We start from the raw sequence: 24,938 nt of genomic DNA, 5'->3' as shown, positions 1-24,938 counted from the left end.
TAAGAAGATGGAATATATAGCAAGACCAAAGCTAAACTATAACGAAAAAATTGTTCCTGCAATGATGGAAGAATTTGGGTACAAATCCATAATGGAAGTTCCTAAATTACTTAAAATCTGTCTTTCTCAAGGTTTGGGAGAAGCAACTGCAGACAAGAAAATTGTAGATTACGCTGTAGAAGAAATGACACAGATTACAGGTCAAAAAGCGGTTGGTACAATCTCTAAGAAAGATGAGGCTGCTTTTAAATTAAGAAAAGGAATGCCCGTTGGCGCAAGAGTTACTTTAAGATCTCATAAAATGTATGAGTTTTTAGACAGATTAACTTCTTCTGCTTTACCACGTATTAGAGATTTTTCTGGTATTAAAGCCGCTGGTTTTGATGGTAGAGGAAACTACAATCTTGGTATTACTGAGCAAATCATTTTCCCAGAGATAGCAATTGACAAAGTAAAGAAAATACAAGGTATGGATATTACTTTTGTAACTTCAGCTAAAACCGATAAAGAAGCAAAATCTTTACTTGCTCATTTCGGATTACCTTTTAAAAAGAACTAAGAAATGGCAAAAGAATCAATGAAAGCGCGTGAGCGCAAAAGAGAGGCTACTGTAGCAAAATATGCTGAAAAGAGAAAAGCTCTAAAAGCAGCAGGTGATTTTGAAGGACTTCAAAAATTGCCAAAAGATGCTTCACCAGTAAGATTACACAACAGATGTAAATTAACTGGAAGACCAAGAGGATACATGAGAACTTTCGGCTTATCTAGAGTAACATTTAGAGAAATGGCTAACAAAGGTCTTATCCCGGGAGTGAAAAAAGCCAGTTGGTAATAATTTAGAAAAATCGAGGTGAGAAAGTTTTTTAAGATAAACTTATTAAATACTGCTCATCATAAACCAATAATTTAAAATGAAGAAATGGTAACAGATCCAATTTCAGATTTCCTAACTAGAGTAAGGAACGCACAAAGCGCAGGCCACAAAGTGGTGGATATTCCTGCATCGAAAATTAAAAAGGAGATTACGAGAATCTTATTTGAACAAGGTTATATCTTAAACTACAAGTTTGAAGAAAGCGCTGTTCAAGGGAATATCAAAATCGCCCTTAAATATGACAAGCAAACAACTAAAGGGACTATCAAGTCTATTCAGAGAGCTTCAAGACCAGGTCTTAGACAATACAAAGGATCGCAAGATCTTCCTAGAGTATTGAACGGTCTTGGTGTTGCGATCATCTCTACCTCTCATGGTTTGATGACGGACAAAAAAGCCCGTAAAGAAAAATTAGGTGGTGAAGTAATTTGCTATGTTTATTAATTGTAAAAAAGGAAGAAATGTCTAGAATTGGTAAATCCATTATACAAATTCCTGCCGGTGTTACAGTTAGCGTTAAAGATAACGTAGTAACAGTTAAAGGTCCCAAAGGAGAACTTCATCAGACTCTTACGGAAGGTATTATCTTAGAACAAGAAGATGGTGTCATCACAATGACGCGTCCTTCAGAATCTAAGTCACATAAAGCATTACACGGTCTTTACAGAGCGTTGGTAAACAATATGATTATTGGAACTGCAGAAGGTTTCACTAAAAAATTAGAATTGGTAGGTGTAGGTTATAGAGCTTCTAATACGGGTAACCGTTTAGATTTGTCTTTAGGCTTTTCACACGGTATCGTGCTAAATCTTCCATCGGAAGTTAGCGTAGAAACATTGACTGAGAAAGGGAAAAACCCGATCATTACTTTAAATTCTTATGATAACCAACTTTTAGGAATGGTTGCTGCAAAGATCAGATCTTTCAGAAAACCTGAGCCATACAAAGGAAAAGGTGTAAGATTCGTAGGTGAGATAGTAAGAAGAAAAGCCGGTAAATCTGCATAAAATTTAAAGAAAATGGCATTAACAAAAACTCAGAAAAGAAACAGAATTAAAAATAGAGTAAGAGGTAAGATTTCAGGATCTGCATCTTTACCGAGATTGTCTGTTTATAAAAGTAATAAAGAAATCTACGCACAATTAGTAGATGATTTAGACGGGAAAACTTTGGCATCTGCCTCTTCCAGAGAGAAGGGCGTAGACGTAAAAGGAACAAAAACGGAAATTTCTGCCGCAGTTGGTAAAAAAATTGCTGAAAAAGCAAAAGCCGCAGGTATAGAAAATATAGTGTTTGATAGAAATGGTTTCGTGTACCACGGTAGAGTGAAAGCTTTAGCAGACGGTGCAAGAGAAGGTGGTTTGAAATTTTAAAATTAAAGAATTATGTTAGGATTTGACAATATAGAAAGAGTAAAACCAGGAGGCCTAGAATTAGCTGATCGTTTGGTATCAGTAAATAGAGTTACAAAAGTGACCAAAGGTGGTAGAGCATTCGGTTTTTCAGCAGTAGTAGTTGTTGGAAATAGTGATGGTATCATTGGTTTTGGTTCAGGTAAATCTAAAGAAGTTGCTTCTGCTATCGCAAAAGGCGTTGAAGATGCAAAGAAAAATTTGGTAAAAGTTCCTGTTATTAACAGCACTATTCCTCATCAGACTGAAGCAAGATTTGGTGGAGCTCATATTTTCTTGAGACCAGCTTCTGCGGGTACCGGTGTTATTGCTGGCGGTGCAGTACGTGTGGTTTTAGAAAGTGCAGGTATCCATGATATTCTTTCAAAATCTAAAGGATCTTCTAATCCTCAAAATGTAGTAAAGGCAACTTTCAAAGCATTATTGCAGGTGAGAAAACCAGAAGAGATTGCAAGAATGAGAGGTATTTCATTAGATAAAGTGTTTAACGGTTAATATTAAAACAATGGCTAAAATTCAAATTAAACAAGTAAGAAGCGCTATTGGTAGAACCAAAACTCAAAAGAGAACGCTTGAAGCTTTAGGCTTAAAAAAACTTCACCAAGTGGTAGAACATGACGACTCACCAGCTATCTTAGGGATGGTAAATGCAGTTAGTCATCTATTGGAAGTAACTAAATAATTTTAAATTAAGAAGTTAGAAATTAGATACGAATATTAATTACCCTTCGGGATTTTTTAATTTTTTTTTCTGATTTCTAACATTTTATATCTAACATCTATAAAGAAATGAACTTAAATACAATAAGACCTGCAAGTGGTTCTACCCACAACTCAAAAAGACTTGGCCGTGGCCAGGGAAGTGGTAAAGGTGGTACTTCTGCAAAAGGTCATAAAGGACAAAAATCAAGATCTGGTTACTCCAGAAAAATCGGTTTTGAAGGTGGGCAGATGCCAATTCAAAGAAGGTTGCCAAAATTTGGTTTTACCAATATCAACAGAAAGGAATATAGAGGAATTAATATCGATACACTTCAGATATTAGCAGACACGAACAGCATCACAGAGATTACTCACGATGTTTTAGTTCAGCACGGTTTAGCTAAAAAAAGTGAAATCGTAAAGATTATGGGAAGAGGAGATCTTACGGCTGGTTTATCAGTTACGGCTCACAAATTCACAAAATCTGCTGAAGAAGCTATTTCTAAAGCTGGCGGTACAGTAGTTACTCTATAATATTTACAATGAAATCGCAAGATTAAATTTGCCTTAAAAAAATATTGACAAATATCAAATGAAAGAATTTATACAAACAATAAAAAACATCTGGAGTCTTAAAGAATTAAGAGATAAAATTCTTCTTACCTTGGGATTAATTCTGGTGTATAGATTCGCTTCTTATATTTCTTTGCCTGCTATTAATATGGCAGAGGTAGGTAGCCTTTTAGATAAATATCAAAGTCAAGGTGGAAGCAAACAGGGCGCAGGTCTTTTAGGTTTGCTTTCCTCTTTTACAGGTGGTGCATTTAGTCGCGCGTCTGTGATGGCGTTAGGAATTATGCCTTACATATCCGCTTCTATTATCGTACAACTTATGGGAATGGCTATTCCTTATTTGCAGAAATTACAAAAAGACGGCGAAAGCGGTAGAAATACGCTTAACCAGATCACGAGATGGTTAACGATTGGGGTTTGTCTTGTGCAGGCACCGTCGTATCTTACAAGTATTACAAAAGTATTTTTACCAACAACACAATTTGCATCTGCTTATTTGGTTGATCCTAATTCAATCATATTGTTCTGGCTGCCAAGTGTTATTATTTTGGTTGCAGGTTCAGTATTTGCGATGTGGTTAGGTGAGAAAATTACGGACAAAGGTATTGGTAATGGTATTTCTATTTTAATTATGGTGGGTATTTTAGCAAATTTACCTTCTGCTTTTATTCAGGAATTTACTACAAAAACAAGTACTGGTGGATCTGGCGCTATTATGATTTTGATAGAGGTCATTTTTTGGCTCGTGGTTATCATGCTCGCTATTATTTTATCAGTAGCTGTAAGAAAAATACCGATTCAATATGTTAGTAGAGCACAGGCAAGAGGCGGCGTAAACAGAAATTTAATGGAAGGCGCAAGACAGTGGATTCCTTTAAAAGTTAACGCAGCTGGTGTAATGCCAATTATCTTTGCTCAGGCTTTAATGTTTGTTCCAGGTTTATTAACGGGTATCGATTCAACCAATACGTTTTTAGCAGGATTTAAAAATGTTTTTTCCTGGCAGTACAATATTCTTTTTGCACTATTGATCATCATATTTACATTTTTTTATACAGCGATTACAATTCCTGTAAATCAAATGGCTGATGATTTGAAGCGAAATGGTGGTCTTGTACCAAAGGTTAGACCCGGTAAAGAAACCTCAGATTATCTGGATAGTATTTTATCAAAAATAACCTTGCCCGGTTCAATATTTTTAGCTATTTTTGCAATCCTTCCCGCGATAGTGCACGGTACTTTAGTTTCAACAGATGGATTCGCTCTATTTTTTGGTGGTACCTCGCTTCTAATCATGGTAGGGGTGGTTTTAGATACTGTACAACAGATCAATACTTATCTTTTAAATCACCATTATGACGGCTTGATGCAATCAAAATTATCAAGAACGTCCAATAATATTTAAATGGCTAAACAGAAACACATAGAACAAGACGGTTTAATTACCGAAGCACTCTCAAACGCACAGTTTCGTGTAGAGCTGGAAAACGGGCATATTTTAATAGCTCACATTTCCGGTAAAATGAGAATGCATTACATTAAACTTTTACCTGGGGATAAAGTTCGTTTGGAGCTTTCCCCTTATGATTTATCTAAAGGTAGAATTACATTCAGATACTAATTTCAGATTTTTTCTGAAAGTTATTATAAAAGCGAACAGACTATAATCGTAAGATTAAAGTTTGTTTGAAATTTAAACAAAATGGGAATGAATCCATAAGAACTCATTTAACCGTTGCAAAATTAAAATCATTATTAAATGAAAGTTAGAGCATCTATTAAAAAAAGAAGTGCTGATTGCAAAATAGTTCGCCGTAAAGGTGTTCTTTTCGTGATCAACAAGAAAAACCCAAAATTTAAACAAAGACAAGGCTAAATTATGGCGAGAATTTCCGGTATTGATTTACCTAAAAACAAAAGAGGCGTAATAGGTCTTACTTACATCTTCGGAGTAGGTAGAAGTACATCAGCCCAAATCTTGAAAAATGCTGGGATCAGCGAAGACAAGAAAGTCAACGAATGGAATGACGACGAATTGGCATTGATCAGAAACTATATCACTGAAAACATAAAAGTTGAAGGTGAATTGCGTTCTGAAACACAATTAAACATCAAGCGATTGATGGATATTGGTTGCCAACGAGGAATACGTCACAGACTAGGATTACCTTTAAGAGGACAAAGAACAAAAAATAATTCTAGAACCCGAAAAGGAAAGAGAAAAACTGTTGCTAACAAAAAGAAAGCAAGTAAATAATCGGTAAGAATTATGGCAAAACAGACTAAAGTTACAAAAAAGAGAAAAGTAAAAGTTGAAGCAATCGGCGAGGCTCATATCCAGGCGACCTTCAACAATATTATTATTTCTTTGACCAATAAAGCAGGAGAAGTTATTTCTTGGGCTTCTGCTGGTAAAATGGGATTTAGAGGTTCTAAAAAGAATACTCCCTTCGCAGCACAAATGGCTGCAGAAAATTGCTCACAAGTTGCCCATGATTTGGGTCTTAGAAGAGTAAAGGTTTATGTGAAAGGACCTGGTGCAGGTAGAGAATCTGCAATCAGAACTATTCACAATTCAGGAATTGAAGTAAGTGAAATCATTGACGTTACGCCAATGCCACACAACGGATGTAGACCTCCAAAAAGAAGAAGAGTATAATCTAAAGAATTTTAAATTATAGAATTTAAAGCTTTAAATGGAAACATTTATTTTAAATCTAAAATTTTAAATCTAAAATCTTAAAAATAATGGCAAGATATATAGGACCAAAAACAAAAATCGCCCGTAAATTTGGCGCTGCGATCTACGGAGATGATAAAAGCTTCGAAAAAAGAAAAAATCAACCACCAGGAGTTCACGGCCCAAACAGAAGAAGAGGTGCTAAAAAATCTGAGTACGCAATTCAGTTGATGGAGAAGCAAAAAGCTAAATATACTTACGGTATCTTAGAAAGACAATTCTCTAACCTTTTCGTGAAAGCGCAAAGCAGTAAAGGGATCACAGGTGATGTATTGTTACAGCTTTGTGAGTCTAGACTTGATAATGTAGTTTACAGATTAGGTTTTGGTAAAACAAGAGCTGGAGCAAGACAATTGGTTTCTCACCGTCACATCACTGTGAATGGAGAACTAGTAAATATTCCTTCTTATTCTTTAAAAGCAGGTGATCAAATCGCTATCAGAGAGAAATCTAAATCTTTGGAAGTTATTGCTGATTCATTGGCTTACAAATCTAATTATGAGTGGTTACAGTTCAATGACGAGACTAAAACTGGTACTTTTACTTCAGCACCTGAAAGAATTCAGATTCCTGAAGACATCAAAGAACAGTTGATCGTCGAACTTTACTCTAAATAATAATCAAATTTTTGCTCAACCCAATAATATGGCAATTTTAACTTTTATAAAACCCGACAAAGTAATACTAATCAAATCGGATGATTTTAAAGGACAGTTTGAATTCAGACCCTTAGAATCCGGTTTTGGTCTTACGATCGGTAATGCTTTGAGAAGAGTATTGCTTTCTTCTCTTGAAGGATATGCTATTTCTTCTATTAAAATAGAAGGTGTAGAGCACGAATTTTCAACTATCAAAGGTGTAATAGAAGACGTTACAGAAATTGTATTAAATCTTAAGCAATTAAGATTGAAAGCTACTTCTGAAAATGCTTCAGCTGAGCAGGTAACTGCAAAAATTACTGGTAAAGAGGTGATTACAGCAGGTGATTTAGGTTCATCAATTAACGGTTTTGAAATATTAAACCCAGATTTAGTGATCTGTAATCTTACCAAAGATGTTACTTTTGAGATTACTTTTAATATAGAAAAAGGTAGAGGTTATGTGCCATCAGATCAAAACAAAGCAGCGAATGCAGCTCTTGGAACGATCGCGATCGACTCAATTTTTACTCCTATCAAAAAAGTGCAGTACAGTGTAGAAAATTACCGTGTAGAGCAAAAAACTGATTACGAAAAACTTATACTTGATATTGAGACTGATGGTTCCATCTCACCTCAAAATGCTTTAACTGAAGCTTCCAAAATATTAATTTATCATTTCATGTTATTCTCCGATGAGAGAATTACTTTGGAAACAGAAGCAGTGAAAGCATCCATTCAATATGACGAAGAAACACTTCACACACGTCAGCTTTTAAAATCAAAATTAGCCGATATGGATCTTTCCGTAAGAGCTTTAAATTGTTTGAAAGCAGCGGAAGTAGAAACACTAGGTGAACTTGTTTCTTACAGTAAATCAGATTTAATGAAATTCAGAAATTTTGGTAAAAAATCTCTGACAGAACTTGAAGAATTAGTGCACGCGAAAGGTCTAAATTTTGGCTTTGACGTAGCAAAATATAAATTAGACGCAGATAAATAAATAACAATGAGACACGGTAAAAAATTTAATCATTTAGGAAGAACTACTTCGCACAGAAGCGCAATGCTTTCTAATATGGCTTGTTCTCTTATTGAGCATAAAAGAATTAATACAACAGTAGCAAAAGCGAAAGCTTTGAGAGTATATATTGAACCAATTCTTACTAAAAGTAAAGATGACACAACGCACAACAGACGTACAGTTTTCTCTTACCTACAAAGTAAAGAATCAGTTACAGAACTTTTCAAAACTGTAGCACCGAAAATTGCTGACAGACCTGGAGGTTATACAAGAATCATCAAAACTGGTTTCAGATTAGGTGATGCGGCAGATATGGCGATGATAGAATTAGTTGATTTCAACGACATCTATAATCCTAACGAGGCTGAGAAGAAAACTACCAGAAGAAGTAGAGCAACTTCAAAAGCTAAAAAAGTTGAGCCAGTTGCAATTCTTGCTGATGCAAAAGTAGAAGCTAAAACTGAAGAAACTGAAGCACCAGTTGCTGAAGTAGAAGAAGTAAAAGCTCCTGAAGCAGATACAACAACAGAAGAAAAATCTGCGGAATAAATTCCAAAAGATTTTTAAATATAAAATCCGTCCCTTTTTATTTGGGACGGATTTTTTTTGTTAAAAGTTTAATATCTAGTAATTACTTTATCTAAATAATTGAGAAATTTTCAATTAATATTTCTCTAGAACTAAAGGTATCACATTATCATCCTGCGTGATAATTAATGAGTCTTTCTTTATTTTCGCCTGCACGCCATTTCTTTCATACACTTCAGAATCCTGATCACCATCTTTTTTGTCTAATACATATTTCATATTATTTGCTTTAATAGTAATAGTATGGCTACCTCCTGCATTTTGAAAACTAAGATTTACGCGGTCGCTATTTGACGCCAGATAAGTATAGCTTCTACTTTCATCCATTTTTAAAGAATTCAATTCTGGGTCAGCAGCTGGAGTTGTACTGTTATTTTCTTTTTTACAGGCGATTAAACTTAATCCAAGAATCGAAGCAACTAAAAGCGTTTTTTTCATAATGTTTTATTTACGTTAAAGTTAATATATTATTACTAATTAGTGTTGTCTCAATCTATTTAATCTTAAATATTGTTGGGTTAATGCGACGGTTTTAAATGACATATTTTTAATTTCCCCCAAATTTTCCGTAAATTTGTTATTCATATAATTTATAAATCGATTAATCAATATTAAATCATGAGTTACATTTCTTACATTGAAGCACGTCAAATTTTAGATTCCCGCGGAAATCCAACCATAGAAGTAGATGTTTTTACCGAAAACGGTTCTATGGGAAGAGCTGCTGTTCCATCTGGTGCTTCCACCGGCGAACATGAAGCCGTAGAATTGCGGGATAATGCAAAAGAATTCGGAGGAAAAGGCGTTTTGAAAGCCGTAGAAAATGTACGAGAAATTATCGCTCCAGAAATAATTGGAATTTCTGTTTTTGAGCAAAATTACATTGATAAATTAATGATCGAATTAGACGGAACTCCTAATAAAGCCAATCTTGGAGCAAATGCTATTTTGGGTGTTTCCTTGGCAGTTGCGAAAGCAGCGGCTTTAGATTTAAAAATTCCTTTGTATAAATATATTGGTGGTGTAAATGCAAATACACTTCCAGTTCCAATGATGAACGTTATTAATGGCGGTTCACATTCTGACGCGCCTATTGCTTTTCAGGAATTTATGGTAATGCCTGTGAAAGCAGATTCATTTTCTCACGCTTTGCAAAAGGGAACGGAGATTTTTCATGAGTTAAAAGCAATCTTAAAAAAGAGAGGTTTATCGACTGCAGTTGGCGATGAAGGTGGTTTTGCGCCAACATTTGAAGGAACGGAAGACGCTTTGGATACTCTAACGCAGGCAATCGCAAATGCTGGTTACAAAGCCGGCGACGATATTATGTTCGCTTTAGATTCTGCGGCATCGGAATTTTATGTAGATGGAAAATACGATTACAGAAAATTTGAAGGGGAAAATGGAGCTGTCAGAACAAGTGCAGAGCAAGTTGATTATTTAGCAGAACTAGCCTCAAAATATCCAATCATTTCTATTGAAGACGGAATGGATGAAAACGATTGGGAAGGTTGGAAATTATTAACAGATCGTTTAGGAAAAACTGTGCAGATCGTTGGTGACGATTTATTTGTAACCAATACAGAAATTCTGGCGAAAGGAATTAAAAATGAAACTGCTAATTCTATCTTAATTAAAGTAAACCAAATTGGGACTTTATCAGAAACAATGGCAGCCGTTCAAATGGCTCAAAATAATAAATACACGACAGTAATGTCACACAGATCAGGTGAAACTGAAGATTCTACAATTGCAGATCTTGCCGTAGCAATGAATTGCGGCCAAATTAAAACCGGTTCAGCTTCCCGTTCAGATCGTATGGCAAAATACAATCAATTATTGAGAATTGAAGAAGCATTGGGCGATACAGCGGTATTTCCGGGACTTAATGCATTTAAGATAACACGATAATTGATAAAAATCATCGATAATCATTGTCTCAATTTTGTTTAATAATTCATTTTTACTTAAATTTATAAAAATATTTAAATTATATGTCAGATAATAAAGTTACACTTAATTACGACGGAAAATCATTCGAATATCCTATTGTGGAAAGCACTTTGGGAGATCGAGGTATTGATATTTCGAAATTAAGAGATCAAACCGGTTTAATTACTTTAGATTTAGGTTACAAAAATACAGGAGCTACAATTAGTGAGATCACTTATTTAGACGGTGACAAAGGTGAATTATTCTACCGCGGTTACCCAATTGAGCAAATCGCAGAAAAATCAAATTTTTCTGAAGTGATGTATTTGTTGTTACACGGAAATTTACCTAATAAAGACCAGTTTAGTACTTTTGAAAACGGCATTAAAAAATATAATTTCGTTGCAGATGAGATGAAAAGGTTGGTAGATGTTTTTCCAAGATCAGCGCATCCAATGGGTGTTTTGTCTTCCTTAACGTCCGCTTTAACGGCATTTAATCCTAAATCTGTAGATGTAAGTTCAAAAGAAGATCTGGATCACGCAGCAGAAATGCTTATTGCGAAATTCTCCCATCTTTGTGCCTGGACTTATAGAAAGAAAATGGGTTTACCAATTAACCATGGTGACAACAGCTTAAATTACGTAGAAAACTTTTACAAAATGGTTTTCCGTGTTCCAAACAAAGAGTTTGAACTTGATCCTACCGTTGTAAATGCGTTAGATAAATTATTAATTCTTCACGCAGATCATGAGCAAAACTGCTCTACATCAACTGTGAGAATGGTTGGTTCTGCGCACACAGGCTTATTCGCTTCTGTTTCTGCCGGTATCGGCGCACTTTGGGGCCCACTTCATGGTGGCGCAAATCAGGCAGTTATCGAAATGTTGGAAATGATCGAAAAAGATGGAGGCGATGTTGCAAAATATGTTGATAAAGCCAAAAATAAGGAAGATAACTTCCGTTTAATGGGCTTCGGACACAGGGTTTATAAAAACTTTGATCCAAGAGCAAAAATCATTAAAAAAGCAGCTGATGATATTTTTGAGGCTTTAGGAATTGAAGACAAAGCTTTGGATATTGCAAGACAACTGGAAAAAGTGGCGTTGGAAGATGAATATTTCATCGAAAGAAAACTTTATCCAAATGTTGATTTTTATTCCGGAATTATTTACCGCGCATTAGGAATCCCTACAGAAATGTTTACCGTAATGTTCGCTTTAGGTAGACTTCCAGGCTGGATTTCTCAATGGAAAGAAATGCGTTTACACAATGATCCAATCGGGCGTCCGCGTCAGGTTTACCAAGGTGCAACACCACGTGATTACATGGAAATGAATCAAAGATAATTATCTTAAAATATTATAAAAATCCCTTTTAAAATTTTTAAAAGGGATTTTTTTTTTCAATTTTTTAGCATTTTTAAATGTTATGTAATTTGATTTTGGCGCACATTTCCGTCTTCCGTTCCGACTTTTTTGCCATTGCTGTCGAAGATTTTTTATTAAAAGTATAGGTAAATACCGCAATGCCAAAAAGAGTTCCACTCAAGCCGGGGCGCAGATTTTGCGTAAAAGTAGATCATTTTATAAATTCAACTATATTTCATTTTTATAATATTTTTCTTTCAAACCATTGTGCAATTTTGAGCTAATTAGCGAGAAAAAGATTTTTAAAAAAATTATAAAATTTTAGTCTAAGTAAAATTTTGGATTATCATTCTTGTTTTTTTCTTCTTGCTTCTTTTACTTATATTTGTGTAATTGTCAACTAATAAAATCGCTTTGAGATTTTTTGTAAAATCATATTAAAAAACTTTATCGATAAAATTTGACCTTTAAAATTATAAGAATCTAAACATGAAACTCAACATTAAAAACGAAACCGGGAAATTAAGGTCTGTGGTTTTGGGACAACCAACTTCAATGGGTGGAACCCCAACTTTAGCCCAAAGTTACGATGCAAAATCATATAACACCCTTGAAAACGGCAATTACCCAAGCGAAACTGACATTACTTCGGAAATGACCGCTTTTGAGAATATTTTAAAAAAATATGATGTAGAAGTTTTTCGTCCAAATGTAATTCACGATTATAATCAGGTTTTTGCCAGAGATGTAGCTTTCGTGATAGAGGACAAAATGATCATTTCAAACGTCATTCACGACCGTGCGGACGAACAGGAAGCCTACAGAAAAATTTTTGAAAAAGTAAAATGGCGCGATATCATCAATCTTCCGGAAACTGCGCATATAGAAGGCGGCGACGTTATAGTCTGGAATGATTTTATATTCATCGGAACGTGTTACAGCGAAGATTACCGTAATTTTAAAACAGCCAGAACCAATCAATATGCTATTGAAATTTTAAAAGAATATTTTCCAAAAAAAAGAATTTTAGATTTTGAACTGAAAAAAAATGACCAGGATCCCTTCGTTGGCATTTTACATTTAGACTGCACTTTTAACCCTGTTGGTAAAGATAAATGCATCATTTATAAGAATGGTTTTGTTGATGAGAGTGACTACCAGTTGATCATTGATATTTTTGGGGAAGAAAACTGTTTTCATGTTACAGACGAAGAAATGTTTGAGATGTTTCCTAATATTTTCTCCATTTCAAACGAAGTAATTGTCTCAGATAAAAGTTTTAAAAGATTAAATGACCACCTAAGAAATGAGTGGGGAATGACCGTAGAAGAAATTCCTTACCGCGAAATTTCTAAGATGGGCGGGCTTTTACGCTGTTCTACATTGCCTTTGGTGAGAGAATAGTTTTTTTTTGGGCGCCTTTTTCCGCCCTCCGTTCCCGCTTTTTTTGTTCCGCTGCGCTCCACAAAAAAGAGCTCCACTCAGGTCGGGGCGCAACTTTTGAGCAAAATCAAGTGCCAATATAATTTGGAAAATTTAGAAAATTATATTTTGAAAATCTGCGTTATCTACAAAATCTGTGAGAATTATTTTTTAAAATTTGCAGAATAAAAAAACATTTCTATCTTTGCAGAAGAAATTACGTTCTTTAAAACATCGCAACTTATTCAGAAAAGTGGAGGGAATTGACCCGATGAAACTTTAGCAACCTGTTTAGAAATAAATAAGGTGCTACATTCAACTCGCATTAGCGGGCAAGATAAGTCAGAAACAGAAATATAAAATATCACAATATTTATATTAAACTCTTTTGATTTTATCGAAAGAGTTTTTTTTATGCTCTAACGGTAAAACTTTTCAAAGGATAAGTTGCAAAAAATTTAAAATAAAAATATTTAAAATATGAGCAATTTAAGATTTGAAACTTTACAACTTCACGCCGGTCAAACCGTAGATTCAACGACAAATTCCAGAGCCGTTCCGCTTTATCAAACTGCATGTTATACTTTCAACGATGCAGATCATGCCGCGAACCTTTTTGGTTTAAAAGAATTTGGGAATATTTATACTCGTTTGATGAATCCTACAACGGATGTTTTTGAAAAAAGAGTTGCTGCGCTTCATGGCGGTGTTGCTGCTTTGGCAACGGCTTCCGGACACGCTGCACAATTTTTAGCAATAACAAATATTCTTCAAAACGGTGATAATTTTGTTAGTTCACCGTATTTGTATGGTGGAAGTTACAATCAGTTCAAAGTTTCCTTTAAAAAACTAGGGATCGAATGTCGTTTTGCGAAAGATGATAATCCCGCAGATTTTGAAGAACAGATCAACGAAAATACAAAAGCCATTTATCTTGAAACTATTGGGAATCCAAGTTTAAATGTAGCGGATTTTGAAGCAATCGCAGAAGTCGCGAAAAAACATAATTTGCCGTTAATTGTCGATAATACTTTTGGCGCAGGCGGATTTATTTTTCAACCTTTAAAGCATGGTGCAAATATCGTGGTAGAATCTGCCACAAAATGGATCGGCGGTCATGGAACTTCAATCGGCGGAATTATCGTAGATGGTGGGAATTTCGATTGGGGAACGGGAAAATTCCCACAGTTTTCTGAGCCTTCTGAAAGTTACCACGGTTTGGTTTTTTCTGATGTTTTTGGCGTAAATGGTCCTTTCGGAAATATCGCGTTCATCATAAAAGCCAGAGTAGAAGGACTTCGCGATTTTGGTCCGGCGATTTCACCTTTCAATTCTTTTTTACTGATTCAAGGTTTAGAAACATTGTCTCTTCGTGTAGAAAGAACTGTTGAAAATACCCAAAAAATAGCAGAATATTTGGAAAATCATCCGCAAGTAGAAAAGGTTTTATATCCAGGCTTACCAAGTTTTCCGGATCATGAAAATGCTAAAAAATATTTTAAGAACGGTTTTGGTGGTGTTCTTAGTTTTGAGATAAAAGGTGGAAAAGAATCTGCCATCAAATTTATTAACAGTTTAGAACTGATCAGTCACGTGGCAAATGTGGGCGATTCCAAAACTTTAATTATTAATCCAGCATCAACAACGCACGAACAACTTTCTGAAGAAGAACAGTTAAAAGCGGGAATTAAACCCGGACAAGTTCGTTTGAGTGTCGGAATTGAGCATATTGCTGATATTTTAGATGACATTAATAAAGGTTTTGCTTCTCTTTAAATAAATAAAAAAAAGATTTGAAACATTTTAAAACAGAAGATTTTACTTTAGAATCTGGTTCAGAAATCTCTGATATAAATATTGCTTACCAGGTTTTTGGGGATTTTTCACCTTCAAAAAAAGTGGTTTGGGTTTGTCATGCTTTAACGGCAAACTCAGATGTTGAAGATTGGTGGAATGGCTTATTTGGGGAAAATGATTTATTTAATTCAGATAAATACACCATTGTTTGCGCTAATATTTTAGGTTCATGTTATGGTACTTCTTTCAAATCTGAAGAAAAACTACCGCTTATTTCGATTCGGGATATGATAGAAATGCATCAGAAATTAGCAGATTTTTTAAATATTTCAAGTATTGATTTTTTGATTGGCGGTTCACTCGGCGGAATGCAGGCTTTGGAATGGGCAGTTACAAACCCGGATTTTATAAGTAATCTGACGGTAATTGCTACAAATGCGAAACATTCGCCGTGGGGAATTGCTTTTAACGAAGCGCAAAGAATGGCATTAAATTCTGGCGAAAATGGCATCGAAGCAGCGCGTGCAATTGCATTACTGTCTTATAGAAATTATGAAACTTTCGATAAAACGCAGGAAGATAATGAAGAAAAATTAGAAAATTTTCGTGCGGCCACTTATCAAAAATACCAGGGTGAAAAATTAAGAAAAAGATTTACCAAGGAAAGTTATTGGATCTTATCAAAATCAATGGACAGTAATAATCTCGGCAGAAATAGGATTTCCATTGAAAATGCTTTGTCTAAAATCACGGCAAAAACATTAGTAATCGGAATTGAAAGTGACATTCTTTTTCCGATTTCTGAGCAGGAATATTTAGCAAAAAATATAAAAAATTCTAAGTTAGAAATCATTAAATCTTTATACGGACACGATGGTTTTTTATTGGAAACAAAACAAATTTTAACTGTTTTAAAAAATTATTTTATAGAATTAAAAGTTGAAGATTAGAAAAATAAAAAATGAGTAAGAAAAAATTAATTATAGGATTATTCGGTTACGGCGTAGTTGGAAGCGGTTTGTATGAAGTGCTTCATCAAGCCAAAAATCTGGACGCAAGCATAAAAAAAATCGTAGTAAAACATCCGGAAAAAATAAGGAATATTTCAGCGGAACATTTCACTTATGATAAGTTTGATATTTTAAATGTTGATGAAATCAATACGGTCGTTGAATTAATTGATGATTCTGAAGCCGCTTTTGAAATCGTAAAAATTGCGATGGAAAAAGGAAAATCTGTGGTTTCTGCAAATAAAAAAATGATCGCGGAACATTTTCAGGAAATTTATGATCTTCAAAAAAAACATAATGTTTCTTTTCTTTATGAAGCCTCTGTTTGCGGTAGTATTCCGATTATTAGAAATTTGGAAGAATATTATAATAATGATTTTTTACAATCTATTGAGGGAATTGTGAACGGATCAACCAATTATATCTTGACGAAAATTTTCGAAGAAAACATGAGTTTTCCCGATGCTTTAAAGGAAGCGCAGGAAAAAGGTTATGCCGAAAGCAATCCAATTTTAGACACGGGCGGTTTTGATGCGCGCTCGAAATTACAGATTTTATTGGCACATTCTTTCGGGATCATTACTGAACCAAAAGATGTTTTCAACGTCGGAATTCAGAATTTATCAAGTTTAGAACTGGCTTATGCAAAAGAAAAAAACCTGCAAATAAAATTACTCGTTTATGCGCATAAGAAAAACGAAAAGGAAATAATTACTTTGGTAATCCCAAAATTTATTTCCGCGAACAGTTCTTTTTCAAATGTAAATGATGTTTTTAATGGCGTAAAAGTTCAGACTGCTTTTGCAGATAAACAGTTTTTTTCCGGTCGTGGTGCAGGTTCTTTCCCCACGGCGAGTGCGGTTTTATCTGATATTTCTGCTTTGGGTTATGATTATCGATATGAATATAAAAAAATTCAGCAGAATGAGGATTTTTGCTTGACAGAAGATTTTCATCTGAAAGTTCTTTTTAGACATTCCGTAGAAAAAAGCGACTATTTTAAAAATGATTTTGAGGAAATTGAAGAATTTTATGGCAATAAAGAAGAAGCCTATTTCGTCGGAAAAGTTTCATTTAAAAATTTGAAGAAAATTTCAACTGAAAATCCTGATGATATTTCTTTTGTTTTGATTGATTTGTGCTAAAATATTTAAATTTTGTTTTGTCATTCTGAACGGAGCAAAGCGTAGTGAAGAATCTTTTTTTTTTGAGATTCTTCCTTCGTCAGAATGACAAAATTATAAATTTAGACTAAACAGAAAACCGTTTCATTTTCCTGATTTCCTCATCATTTGCAAACTGTTCATAACTTGGAATCGCTGAGGAATGAAAATGAGTTCCTTTAGTATAAATCTTAATTTCCTCAATATTTTCTGAACGAACATTTCCGCCAATCAGAATATTTATTTTACCTGAATATTTTTCAATTAAATTTTTAAGACTTTCTTTTCCTTCTAAAGCCGTTTTTTCACCACCGGAAGTAAGAATAGTTTTAAATCCAATTTCAATCAATGTTTCACAGGATTTTTCTAAATTTTTTGTTCTGTCAAAAGCGCGGTGAAATGTGCATGGAATTGGTTTCGCCAGTTCAACTAAGAAAGAATTTCTTTCAAGGTCAACTTCATTGTTTTCATCTAAAATTCCGAAAACAAAACCATTTGCGCCAAATTTTTTAAATAATTCAATGCTTTTTATCATTAAAGAAAATTCATCTTCATCATAAAAAAAACCGCCGCCTTTTGGACGGATCATCACATAAATTGGTTTTAAATATTTTTCTTTTAGAAATTTAAATTCTTCAATTTCCGGGGTTAATCCACCAAGTGTAATTTCTTTGCAAAGTTCGATTCTACCTGCAGACGATTTTAAGGCAATTTCTGCGGAAGTGATTTCAAAGCAAGCGATTTCTAACATTTTATAATTTTAAATTAAAAATTTTCCGGGAATTAATTTACTTCCAGATTGATCCTGAACGGCATAATTAAAACCTTTTTGCAAACAAAAACCACCAGTTTCACCGTTTTTGTTTAAAGCAATAAAACCGATCTGTATATCTTTTGGATTTTTTTTCCTGTTCAAAACCAATTTCAAAATTCTTTTTACGGCCTCTTCACACGCATCTTGCGGCGATTTTCCTTGTCGCATCAATTCTACAACGAGATGCGTTCCACAGGTTCTGATCACTTCTTCGCCTTGTCCAGTTGCTGTTGCAGCGCCGATTTCATTATCCACAAAAAGTCCGGCACCAATTATTGGCGAATCGCCAACTCGGCCGTGCATTTTGTACGCCATTCCCGAAGTGGTGCAAGCGCCGGAAAGATCACCGTTTTTATCCATAGCGATCATTCCAATTGTGTCATGATTTTCAATATTGACTATTGGTTTATATTGTGAAGTTTTGAGCCATTCTTTCCATTCTTTTTCAGATTCTGGCGTAAGAAGATTTTGTTTTTTAAAACCTTGAGAAAGTGCAAATTGAAAAGCTCCTTCTGAAACCAACATGACGTGTGGCGTTTTTTCCATCACTGCTCTCGCGACAGAAATTGGATTTTTGATATTTTCTAAGCAGGCAACCGAACCAATATTGGCGTTTTCATCCATTATGCACGCGTCCAAAGTCACTTTTCCGTCTCTGTCCGGTCTTCCACCGAAACCGACACTTCTTTCATTTGGATCATCTTCCACCAATCTTACGCCTTTTTCTACGGCGTCTAAAGATTTCCCACCTTTTGAAAGAATTTCAAAAGCCACTTTATTGGCTTCAACACCAAAATCCCAAGTCGAAATTACAATGGGTTGATTTAATTTTTTTGTGGGAAGAGAATTATTTTTAGCAAATAAATCGAAAGGATTTAGAAGTAATGTGGTTGAGGCAATTGCACTGTTTTTAAGAAATTTTCTTCTATTGCTCATTTTAAATATTGTATGAAATAAATTTAAACAAAATTATTCATTTTAAAGTATTTTCTTTAACCGCAGGAATTAGTTAATTTTACAAAAAAAGTAAATAGCAATGCAAACAACGGATACTGTTTTAATGATAGAGCCAGTGAATTTTGGCTTTAATGCAGAAACGGCGGAAAATAATTATTTCCAGACCAATACTGAAAACGGAAATACTCAGGAAAAAGCCTTAAAAGAATTTAATGCTTTTGTAGCAAAATTACGCGACAAAAAAATAAATGTAATAACTGTAAAAGACAGTTCTGACACTTACACGCCAGATTCAATTTTTCCAAATAATTGGGTGAGTTTTGATGCGGCGGGAAATACTTTTCTTTATCCAATGTTTGCAGAAAACAGACGTTTAGAACGAAGAAATGAAGTTTTAGATGCAATAGAAAATTGTGGATTTTTAATTAATGACATTATTGATCTTTCTGAAACTGAAAACGACGGAAAATATCTGGAAGGAACGGGAAGTATGATCTTTGACCATGACAAAAAACTGGCTTATGGCTCTGTTTCATTGCGTTTAGATGAAGATTTATTTAAAAAATATTGTGAAAAAATTGGTTATGAAGCGATAGTTTTTCATTCTTTTCAAACGGCGAATGGTGAAAGATTGCCAATTTATCACACCAATGTAATGATGTGCGTCGGTGAAAAATTTGTGGTGATTTGTTTAGATTGCATCGACGCGGAAATTGAACGTGAAAAAGTAATTGAAGTTATTAAAAATTCCGGGAAAGAATTAATTGAAATTTCTGAAGATCAAATGCACCAGTTTGCTGGAAATATGCTTCAGGCGAAAAATTCGGAAAATGAAAATTTTCTTATCATGTCTCAAACGGCTTTTAAATCTTTAAATCAAAAACAGATCGAAGCCATTGAAAAATATTGCGAAATTATTTACGCCGATTTAGAAACGATAGAAACAAACGGCGGCGGAAGCGCGAGATGTATGTTAGCAGAGGTTTTCTTGCCAAAAGTTTAGATTCTAAAATTTATATAAAGCAAAAACCACCGAAAAATTCCGGTGGTTTTTTAATGAAAAATATAAAACTAACTGAAACTATTCTATCTAGTTCTTCCTTTTATGTCGTCTGTTGCGCTGTTCAGATCACGGATTTTTTTCACTTTTTGATTTCCGAAACTGTAAACTATGGTCAGATCAAAACCGTTATTGAATTGCTGCTGATTCACATAATTAAAGTTTCCGTTGGCTTGCGTATCAGTAATTATGACCTTGCTGGTGTTGAAAACATCATAAACGCCCGCTTTAAATGTCCACTGATTCCATATTTTCTTGATATTTAAATTTAAACTTTGCAGCGCTTTCAATTGTCCTAATTCGATTTGCTGTTTATCCACAAAAAAGTAGTTTGCGCCAAGAAACCAGGTTTTCTTTTTATCAAGTTGCAGGTTGATATCAGATTGGATCTGTAAACTTGTAGAAGCGATACTATTGCTGTATTGAGGAAATATTTGTCCGTCAAGAGGATCCTGGTTTAAAGTACCGCTGTTAATATTTCTCAGCGCACCGATGTTAAAATTTAAACTTACATATTTATTGAAAAAAGATTTTTGCATACCAAGCATTAAACTGATTTCCTGTTTATCGCCAAAATTTGTCCGGATGTAGCGCAATTGATTCACGCCATTTACCAAGCCCTGAAGCGGAACCTGCGTGATGACGTCTTTCGTTTTCGTATAACTTCCAACCAAAAAATAGGAACTTTTAAACATGTATGTCAATTCCTGAGAATAAATTGAAGATGCTTTTACAAAAGGATTATTTTGGGTGTAATTATTTTGGGTTAAAATATTCTTTACCGGATTTAGTTCCCAAAAACTTGGTCTTCTCATTCTGCTCGAAAACGCATAGGAAATATTATTGTTGTCATTTATTGCGTAATTAAAGGTGACATACGGTAAAAACTTACTATAATTTCTTACAATATTTCTGAGGTTTTCATCTTGTGCATTGTCAGAATTTCCTTCACTTTTTGTGATTTCATAGCGGGAACCAATTTTACCTGAAAATTTTGGGGAAAATACCTTTTCAACGGTTAAATAGCCGGCATAAATATTTTCATCGTATATAAAATTATTAGGTAAGTTTTGTGAAAGATTTTGCACATAATCTATAGAATTGTATTTTGTGTCGTTATCGGTTTTTGTTTTATTATAATTTCCGCCTACTGAAACAGTCAGATCTTTTGCAAATTTTTGAATGTAATCTGCTTTCGCTGAAAAGTTGTTGATTTTCTGAGGTTGTTCCTGAAAAATAGTTCCAATTAATGAATTTGTGTTTTGCGAAACATCAGAATTAAAGGTGCGGTTTGTAGAATTCTGCATTCTTTTATAAATTAAACCTGCAACATTTAAAGTCAGTTTACTTCCTAGTGAATCCGTTTTTAATTCGTAATTCAAATTGGCTGAATTATTAGTAGAATGGGCATTTTCCAGATTTTTTGTAATATTATATCCAGTCTTCATTACGCCTAAAGAATCAGTCGTTTTGATGGTATTAAAAAGGTCAAAAACAGAATTATTACTTTTATTAGAATAGGAATTATACGTCAAAGCCAAACTGCTTTTATCATTTAACTGATAATCAACATTTACATAGCCACCGAGATTAAAATTGGGATCAAGCGTAAGTCCTTCAGATTGATTGCTTGAAAATGCATTACCGTTTTTAAGAATATACCGTTGAGCCTCAATATTTTTGCTCATATTAAAATTAGAACTAATTCCCAGTTTATCTTTTCTGTAATTAAGACTTACACCTGCACTTTGGGCATTAGCATAATTTTGAGCATTATTCATTCTCATATTTCCGCTAAGTCCGTTGCTGGATTTTTTCTTGAGAACAATATTGATAATTCCGTCAGAAGAAGCCACATCAAATTCACTTCCTGGAAGTGTAATAACTTCGATTCTTTGGATGTTTTCCGCCGGTGTATTTTTTAGAAAAGCAACCAAAGCATCTGCATCCATCATTGTTTTTCTGCCGTCAATATAAACTACAGCATTAGATTTTCCCGCGATTCTTAATGTTTTATCATCAGTTGAAGATACCAGAGGCGTTTCCTTTAAAAGTCCAAAAGCCGTATTTCCTTTTGCAACGGGGGAATTCGCAACATCGTAAACAAAACGGTCTGATTTTTTTTGAAATACTTTTTTAGTTAAAACCACTTCTTCAATTTTTTTAGTTTGGGTGGAATCTTTTTTTTCTGCTTTCTGCGCGAATATTAGTGAACTTGCAAGAACGGCGAGTGAAGTAATTAGAATTTTCATTTGTAGAGTTTTATAGTTTTAGTTTTTTTAGTCTTTATAATAAACCAGACATTTCAGGTTAAAGAAATATTACATTTAGAAATTGAATTTTTAGAAAAATTTATTTAGGTTCTGTCTTTAATTGAAGAATTTGCGCTTTCAGTTTTTCTAATTTTTTCTACTTTTTTGTTACCGAAATTGTAAGTAATTTTTACGCTCACATTTTTGTTGTGACGATTTTGATCAACACTATTAAAAAATCCTGTGTTTTGTACTTCCTTAAAATTTTCTCTGTTTTTACCGAAAACATCATTTAATTCTACCATAAATGTCCAGTCTTTATAAAGTTTTTTCACAGAGAAATCTAAACTTTGCAGTGATTTTAGTTTACCCAATTCAATTTGCTGAGGTGAAAGATAGAAGTAATGAACGCCTAAGAAAAGATCTTTTTTAGCCGACAATCTGATGTTATTATTAAATTCTAAACTGTAATAAAAAGTGGTCTTATTAATATCATAAGTCGGGAAATCTTCATTGGTAATGGGATCTTTTGAAACTGATCCTTTAAAAATATTATAGGATAAGTTTAAACTGTTATTGGCGCTCCAAATTCCTTTAAAAAAGGTTTTTTGCATACCTAAACTCATCTCAATTTCCTGCTTGTCGCCGTAGTTGGTGCGTATATATCTTAATTCTGTTTCGCCGTTTGCATTTGTTTTCTGCAACGGAATTTCCTGGTTTTCATCTTTTATAAAAGTGTGATTTAAAATTAAAAAATAAGAACTTTTGTACATATAGTTTAATTCATGGATGTAATAGGTTGAAGCCTTCATGAAAGGATTGTTTTGCAGATAATTATTTTCAGTAAGATATTGTCTGGAAGGATTTAAATTAGAAAATGACGGTCTTCTGATTCGGCTGGAAAATGTGTAGGAAAGCGTATTGTCTTTGTTAAAATTATAATTGGCTGTTGCGTAAGGCAAAATGTTAGCGTAATCATTTTTGAAATGATAAAATGGATCATTTTTACCTAAAACATCACCTTGGTTATGCGTTAATTCTAAACGGGCACCAAGTTTTCCGGATAATTTTTCACCAAATGATTTCTCTAGAGTGCCGTAAATTCCGGAAATATTTTCCATGTAAACGAAGTGATTGGAAAGGTCTGCATCGCTTCCTGTTGGCGGAATTAAATTTTCAAAAGTGGTGTCATTATCAGTTTTTGTGTGGTTGTAATTTCCACCAAATGACAGTGTTGTTTCTTGTTTTAATTTCTGAACATAATCTGCCTGAAAACCGAAATTGTTAACTTTTTGTGGCGTTTTTTGCAAAAATTTTAAATCAATGTTATTGGTATCAAGATTTTTTGTGTTGTTCACGTTTTGCTGAAGTCTTTGAAAATTCAGATAAGAGGAGTTTAAAATTAATTTACTTCCTTCCTCATCCGTTTTTAATTCATAGTTCAGGTTTAATGAATGACTTCCTGCGTGGGAATCTTCATCGTTAAATGTGTTAGTTTTCCTAATTGTATTTTTAGAAAAATCTACGGCTGTATTATTTAAATTTGTTTGAGAATTATTACTATTAAATCTTGTGTTATAAGAAAGTCCTATATTTTGAGTTGGTGTTAATTCATAATCTAAATTTAAATAGCCACCAAGATTTTTATTTGGATTTGTAATTGCGCCAATACTTGTGTTTTTGTAGGTGTCGTTTCCGTTGGTTAAAAATAATGTTCGTTCCTGTTTTTGCAAACTTGAATACACATTTCCATCAATGCCCAATTTTCCTTTTCTGTAGTTTAAACTTAATGCCGCAGAAGGCTGATTGTAAAAAGATTGTGTATCGGCCAGTTTTAATGTACCATTTAAACCATCAGTTTGTTTTTTCTTTAAAATAATATTGATAATTCCATCATTACTTTCCACCACAAATTCAGACGAAGGAACAGTGATAATTTCAATTTTTGAAATATTTTCAGAAGGCATATTTTTTAGCATTTCAACAACCGCTTCTGCGTCCATATTGCTTTTTTTACCATTGATGTAAATTATTGCATTGTTTTTTCCTAAAATTTTTAAAGTAGCGTTGTCTGTGGAAGAAACTAATGGCGTTTCTTTTAAAAGGTCAAAAGCGTTTGTTCCTTTTGCAATCGGTGAGTTGGCGACATCGAAAATCATTCTGTCTGCCTTCTTTTGAAAAACTTTTTTTGTCATTACAACTTCTTCAATTTTTTTAGTTTGGGTTGAATCTTTTTTTGAAGTTTCCTGTGCGAAAAACATTGAACTTGCAAGAAGAGCGAGAGAAGTAATTAAGATTTTCATTTGTAGATTTTTATAGTTTTTATTTGTCAAATGTTATCGCCAGAAATTTATTTCTCTTTAACAAAATTTGTTAGTGGCGATTTCATAGTTGTTAGTTTTAAAAAAAATAAAAGCCGCTGATTATTAGTTTGTTGATTTGGTTATCAGTTTGCGACTTTTATTTTGAGTTGTTTTAGTTTCTTATTAATTGACATTGCAAAGATATATAATTATTTAAGTAATATGCAATACAAAGTAGTAAATAAAATGTTTAAAGTATTTTAACCAATTGATTATCAGTTATAAAAATTTAATTATAATTTCCTGA

28 protein-coding genes and 1 riboswitch are annotated in these 24,938 nt (G+C 33.8%); of the genes, 23 read left to right on the top strand and 5 right to left on the bottom strand.

All coding sequences use genetic code 11. The features are described from left to right. Positions 1-7: 7 nt before the first annotated feature. The 16 genes from rplE to rplQ all read left to right on the top strand — a co-directional run bounded on the left by rplE (position 8) and on the right by rplQ (position 8,512). Entirely contained in the window at positions 8-559 is a 552-nt protein-coding gene (rplE, locus tag BM238_RS08005; RefSeq protein WP_090079667.1) for a 50S ribosomal protein L5, read from the top strand. A gap of 3 nt (positions 560-562) precedes the next feature. Then, positions 563-832 (top strand): 30S ribosomal protein S14, encoded by a 270-nt coding sequence (gene rpsN / locus BM238_RS08000; protein WP_090079666.1) that lies wholly within the window; start codon positions 563-565, stop codon positions 830-832. An 87-nt stretch (positions 833-919) separates the two neighbouring features. Then, on the top strand, positions 920-1,318 hold the full coding sequence (rpsH, locus tag BM238_RS07995) for a 30S ribosomal protein S8 (RefSeq protein ID WP_090079665.1): 399 nt from the start codon (positions 920-922) through the stop codon (positions 1,316-1,318). Positions 1,319-1,335: 17 nt separating this feature from the next. Beyond that, entirely contained in the window at positions 1,336-1,881 is a 546-nt protein-coding gene (gene rplF, locus BM238_RS07990) for a 50S ribosomal protein L6 (RefSeq protein ID WP_090079664.1), read from the top strand. Between the two features lie 12 nt (positions 1,882-1,893). Further along, complete coding sequence (gene rplR, locus BM238_RS07985) at positions 1,894-2,247, top strand: 50S ribosomal protein L18 (protein WP_090079663.1); 354 nt, start codon at positions 1,894-1,896, stop codon at positions 2,245-2,247. A 12-nt stretch (positions 2,248-2,259) separates the two neighbouring features. After that, positions 2,260-2,781, top strand: a complete 522-nt coding sequence (gene rpsE, locus BM238_RS07980; RefSeq protein ID WP_090079662.1) for a 30S ribosomal protein S5 — start codon at positions 2,260-2,262, stop codon at positions 2,779-2,781. Between the two features lie 10 nt (positions 2,782-2,791). After that, complete coding sequence (gene rpmD, locus BM238_RS07975; RefSeq protein WP_090079661.1) at positions 2,792-2,968, top strand: 50S ribosomal protein L30; 177 nt, start codon at positions 2,792-2,794, stop codon at positions 2,966-2,968. A 107-nt stretch (positions 2,969-3,075) separates the two neighbouring features. Continuing rightward, positions 3,076-3,522, top strand: a complete 447-nt coding sequence (rplO, locus tag BM238_RS07970) for a 50S ribosomal protein L15 (RefSeq protein WP_090079660.1) — start codon at positions 3,076-3,078, stop codon at positions 3,520-3,522. A 58-nt stretch (positions 3,523-3,580) separates the two neighbouring features. Continuing rightward, on the top strand, positions 3,581-4,966 hold the full coding sequence (gene secY / locus BM238_RS07965; RefSeq protein ID WP_090079659.1) for a preprotein translocase subunit SecY: 1,386 nt from the start codon (positions 3,581-3,583) through the stop codon (positions 4,964-4,966). After that, a complete protein-coding gene (infA, locus tag BM238_RS07960; RefSeq protein WP_090079658.1) occupies positions 4,967-5,182 on the top strand; it encodes a translation initiation factor IF-1 in 216 nt (71 codons plus the stop codon). It begins immediately after the preceding gene. Between the two features lie 138 nt (positions 5,183-5,320). After that, positions 5,321-5,437 carry a 50S ribosomal protein L36 gene (gene rpmJ, locus BM238_RS07955; RefSeq protein WP_007839480.1) on the top strand — a complete coding sequence of 39 codons (117 nt, stop codon included), beginning with the start codon at positions 5,321-5,323 and terminating at the stop codon, positions 5,435-5,437. A 3-nt stretch (positions 5,438-5,440) separates the two neighbouring features. Beyond that, positions 5,441-5,818, top strand: coding sequence for a 30S ribosomal protein S13 (gene rpsM, locus BM238_RS07950; RefSeq protein WP_090079657.1), 378 nt, complete (start codon positions 5,441-5,443; stop codon positions 5,816-5,818). Positions 5,819-5,830: 12 nt separating this feature from the next. Next, positions 5,831-6,220: a 30S ribosomal protein S11 gene (rpsK, locus tag BM238_RS07945; protein WP_090079656.1), complete on the top strand. Its 390-nt coding sequence runs from the start codon at positions 5,831-5,833 to the stop codon at positions 6,218-6,220. An 89-nt stretch (positions 6,221-6,309) separates the two neighbouring features. Further along, the gene (gene rpsD / locus BM238_RS07940) at positions 6,310-6,918 is read left to right on the top strand and encodes a 30S ribosomal protein S4 (RefSeq protein WP_090079655.1); all 609 of its coding nucleotides are present in this window, start codon (positions 6,310-6,312) and stop codon (positions 6,916-6,918) included. Between the two features lie 28 nt (positions 6,919-6,946). Further along, a complete protein-coding gene (locus BM238_RS07935; RefSeq protein ID WP_090079654.1) occupies positions 6,947-7,942 on the top strand; it encodes a DNA-directed RNA polymerase subunit alpha in 996 nt (331 codons plus the stop codon). A 6-nt stretch (positions 7,943-7,948) separates the two neighbouring features. Continuing rightward, positions 7,949-8,512: a 50S ribosomal protein L17 gene (gene rplQ, locus BM238_RS07930; RefSeq protein WP_090079653.1), complete on the top strand. Its 564-nt coding sequence runs from the start codon at positions 7,949-7,951 to the stop codon at positions 8,510-8,512. A 114-nt stretch (positions 8,513-8,626) separates the two neighbouring features. Here rplQ and BM238_RS07925 read toward each other — a convergent pair whose 3' ends face one another. Then, the gene (locus BM238_RS07925; RefSeq protein WP_090079652.1) at positions 8,627-8,989 is read right to left on the bottom strand and encodes a hypothetical protein; all 363 of its coding nucleotides are present in this window, start codon (positions 8,987-8,989) and stop codon (positions 8,627-8,629) included. Between the two features lie 180 nt (positions 8,990-9,169). Between BM238_RS07925 and eno the strand changes: the two genes are divergently transcribed. From eno to BM238_RS07890, 6 genes are all read left to right on the top strand, one after another. Continuing rightward, positions 9,170-10,462, top strand: a complete 1,293-nt coding sequence (gene eno / locus BM238_RS07920) for a phosphopyruvate hydratase (protein ID WP_090079651.1) — start codon at positions 9,170-9,172, stop codon at positions 10,460-10,462. A gap of 83 nt (positions 10,463-10,545) precedes the next feature. After that, entirely contained in the window at positions 10,546-11,832 is a 1,287-nt protein-coding gene (locus tag BM238_RS07915; RefSeq protein WP_090079650.1) for a citrate synthase, read from the top strand. A gap of 510 nt (positions 11,833-12,342) precedes the next feature. Next, entirely contained in the window at positions 12,343-13,257 is a 915-nt protein-coding gene (locus tag BM238_RS07905) for a dimethylarginine dimethylaminohydrolase family protein (protein ID WP_090079648.1), read from the top strand. A gap of 256 nt (positions 13,258-13,513) precedes the next feature. Next, positions 13,514-13,619, top strand: a riboswitch (SAM riboswitch). Positions 13,620-13,755: 136 nt separating this feature from the next. Then, the gene (locus BM238_RS07900; RefSeq protein ID WP_090079647.1) at positions 13,756-15,051 is read left to right on the top strand and encodes an O-acetylhomoserine aminocarboxypropyltransferase/cysteine synthase family protein; all 1,296 of its coding nucleotides are present in this window, start codon (positions 13,756-13,758) and stop codon (positions 15,049-15,051) included. 17 nt (positions 15,052-15,068) lie between these two features. Beyond that, positions 15,069-16,022, top strand: a complete 954-nt coding sequence (locus BM238_RS07895; protein ID WP_090079646.1) for a homoserine O-acetyltransferase family protein — start codon at positions 15,069-15,071, stop codon at positions 16,020-16,022. A gap of 11 nt (positions 16,023-16,033) precedes the next feature. Beyond that, entirely contained in the window at positions 16,034-17,227 is a 1,194-nt protein-coding gene (locus BM238_RS07890; RefSeq protein ID WP_090079645.1) for a homoserine dehydrogenase, read from the top strand. 106 nt (positions 17,228-17,333) lie between these two features. Here the strand turns inward: BM238_RS07890 and BM238_RS07885 are convergent, their stop codons facing one another. Continuing rightward, positions 17,334-17,996, bottom strand: a complete 663-nt coding sequence (locus BM238_RS07885) for a copper homeostasis protein CutC (RefSeq protein ID WP_090079644.1) — start codon at positions 17,994-17,996, stop codon at positions 17,334-17,336. A gap of 9 nt (positions 17,997-18,005) precedes the next feature. Further along, a complete protein-coding gene (locus tag BM238_RS07880) occupies positions 18,006-18,995 on the bottom strand; it encodes a glycosylasparaginase (RefSeq protein ID WP_090079643.1) in 990 nt (329 codons plus the stop codon). A gap of 100 nt (positions 18,996-19,095) precedes the next feature. Here BM238_RS07880 and ctlX point away from each other — a divergent pair, with 100 nt between their 5' ends. Beyond that, positions 19,096-20,019, top strand: a complete 924-nt coding sequence (ctlX, locus tag BM238_RS07875) for a citrulline utilization hydrolase CtlX (protein ID WP_090079642.1) — start codon at positions 19,096-19,098, stop codon at positions 20,017-20,019. 83 nt (positions 20,020-20,102) lie between these two features. Here the strand turns inward: ctlX and BM238_RS07870 are convergent, their stop codons facing one another. Together BM238_RS07870 and BM238_RS07865 are read right to left on the bottom strand one after the other, a co-directional pair. Continuing rightward, positions 20,103-22,328 carry a TonB-dependent receptor domain-containing protein gene (locus BM238_RS07870; protein WP_090079641.1) on the bottom strand — a complete coding sequence of 742 codons (2,226 nt, stop codon included), beginning with the start codon at positions 22,326-22,328 and terminating at the stop codon, positions 20,103-20,105. Between the two features lie 104 nt (positions 22,329-22,432). Further along, on the bottom strand, positions 22,433-24,631 hold the full coding sequence (locus BM238_RS07865; RefSeq protein WP_090079640.1) for a TonB-dependent receptor domain-containing protein: 2,199 nt from the start codon (positions 24,629-24,631) through the stop codon (positions 22,433-22,435). Positions 24,632-24,938: the final 307 nt, after the last annotated feature.

Source organism: Halpernia frigidisoli, assembly GCF_900113805.1.
GTDB lineage: Bacteria > Bacteroidota > Bacteroidia > Flavobacteriales > Weeksellaceae > Halpernia > Halpernia frigidisoli.
The sequence above is the reverse complement of the archived record's forward strand: the minus strand, read 5'-3'. Positions and strand labels throughout refer to the sequence as shown.

Coding starts and splice junctions, on each gene's coding strand:
- rpsK (WP_090079656.1), top strand. CDS start 5,831: ATGGCAAAACAGACTAAAGTTACAAAAAAGAGAAAAGTAAAAGTTGAA.
- BM238_RS07880 (WP_090079643.1), bottom strand. CDS start 18,995: ATGAGCAATAGAAGAAAATTTCTTAAAAACAGTGCAATTGCCTCAACC.
- BM238_RS07870 (WP_090079641.1), bottom strand. CDS start 22,328: ATGAAAATTCTAATTACTTCACTCGCCGTTCTTGCAAGTTCACTAATA.
- BM238_RS07905 (WP_090079648.1), top strand. CDS start 12,343: ATGAAACTCAACATTAAAAACGAAACCGGGAAATTAAGGTCTGTGGTT.
- BM238_RS07900 (WP_090079647.1), top strand. CDS start 13,756: ATGAGCAATTTAAGATTTGAAACTTTACAACTTCACGCCGGTCAAACC.
- BM238_RS07865 (WP_090079640.1), bottom strand. CDS start 24,631: ATGAAAATCTTAATTACTTCTCTCGCTCTTCTTGCAAGTTCAATGTTT.
- rpsN (WP_090079666.1), top strand. CDS start 563: ATGGCAAAAGAATCAATGAAAGCGCGTGAGCGCAAAAGAGAGGCTACT.
- rplR (WP_090079663.1), top strand. CDS start 1,894: ATGGCATTAACAAAAACTCAGAAAAGAAACAGAATTAAAAATAGAGTA.
- BM238_RS07885 (WP_090079644.1), bottom strand. CDS start 17,996: ATGTTAGAAATCGCTTGCTTTGAAATCACTTCCGCAGAAATTGCCTTA.
- infA (WP_090079658.1), top strand. CDS start 4,967: ATGGCTAAACAGAAACACATAGAACAAGACGGTTTAATTACCGAAGCA.
- rpsE (WP_090079662.1), top strand. CDS start 2,260: ATGTTAGGATTTGACAATATAGAAAGAGTAAAACCAGGAGGCCTAGAA.
- rpsM (WP_090079657.1), top strand. CDS start 5,441: ATGGCGAGAATTTCCGGTATTGATTTACCTAAAAACAAAAGAGGCGTA.
- BM238_RS07935 (WP_090079654.1), top strand. CDS start 6,947: ATGGCAATTTTAACTTTTATAAAACCCGACAAAGTAATACTAATCAAA.
- rpsD (WP_090079655.1), top strand. CDS start 6,310: ATGGCAAGATATATAGGACCAAAAACAAAAATCGCCCGTAAATTTGGC.
- rplE (WP_090079667.1), top strand. CDS start 8: ATGGAATATATAGCAAGACCAAAGCTAAACTATAACGAAAAAATTGTT.
- eno (WP_090079651.1), top strand. CDS start 9,170: ATGAGTTACATTTCTTACATTGAAGCACGTCAAATTTTAGATTCCCGC.
- rplQ (WP_090079653.1), top strand. CDS start 7,949: ATGAGACACGGTAAAAAATTTAATCATTTAGGAAGAACTACTTCGCAC.
- rpmJ (WP_007839480.1), top strand. CDS start 5,321: ATGAAAGTTAGAGCATCTATTAAAAAAAGAAGTGCTGATTGCAAAATA.
- BM238_RS07915 (WP_090079650.1), top strand. CDS start 10,546: ATGTCAGATAATAAAGTTACACTTAATTACGACGGAAAATCATTCGAA.
- rplF (WP_090079664.1), top strand. CDS start 1,336: ATGTCTAGAATTGGTAAATCCATTATACAAATTCCTGCCGGTGTTACA.
- ctlX (WP_090079642.1), top strand. CDS start 19,096: ATGCAAACAACGGATACTGTTTTAATGATAGAGCCAGTGAATTTTGGC.
- rpmD (WP_090079661.1), top strand. CDS start 2,792: ATGGCTAAAATTCAAATTAAACAAGTAAGAAGCGCTATTGGTAGAACC.
- BM238_RS07925 (WP_090079652.1), bottom strand. CDS start 8,989: ATGAAAAAAACGCTTTTAGTTGCTTCGATTCTTGGATTAAGTTTAATC.
- secY (WP_090079659.1), top strand. CDS start 3,581: ATGAAAGAATTTATACAAACAATAAAAAACATCTGGAGTCTTAAAGAA.
- rplO (WP_090079660.1), top strand. CDS start 3,076: ATGAACTTAAATACAATAAGACCTGCAAGTGGTTCTACCCACAACTCA.
- BM238_RS07890 (WP_090079645.1), top strand. CDS start 16,034: ATGAGTAAGAAAAAATTAATTATAGGATTATTCGGTTACGGCGTAGTT.
- rpsH (WP_090079665.1), top strand. CDS start 920: ATGGTAACAGATCCAATTTCAGATTTCCTAACTAGAGTAAGGAACGCA.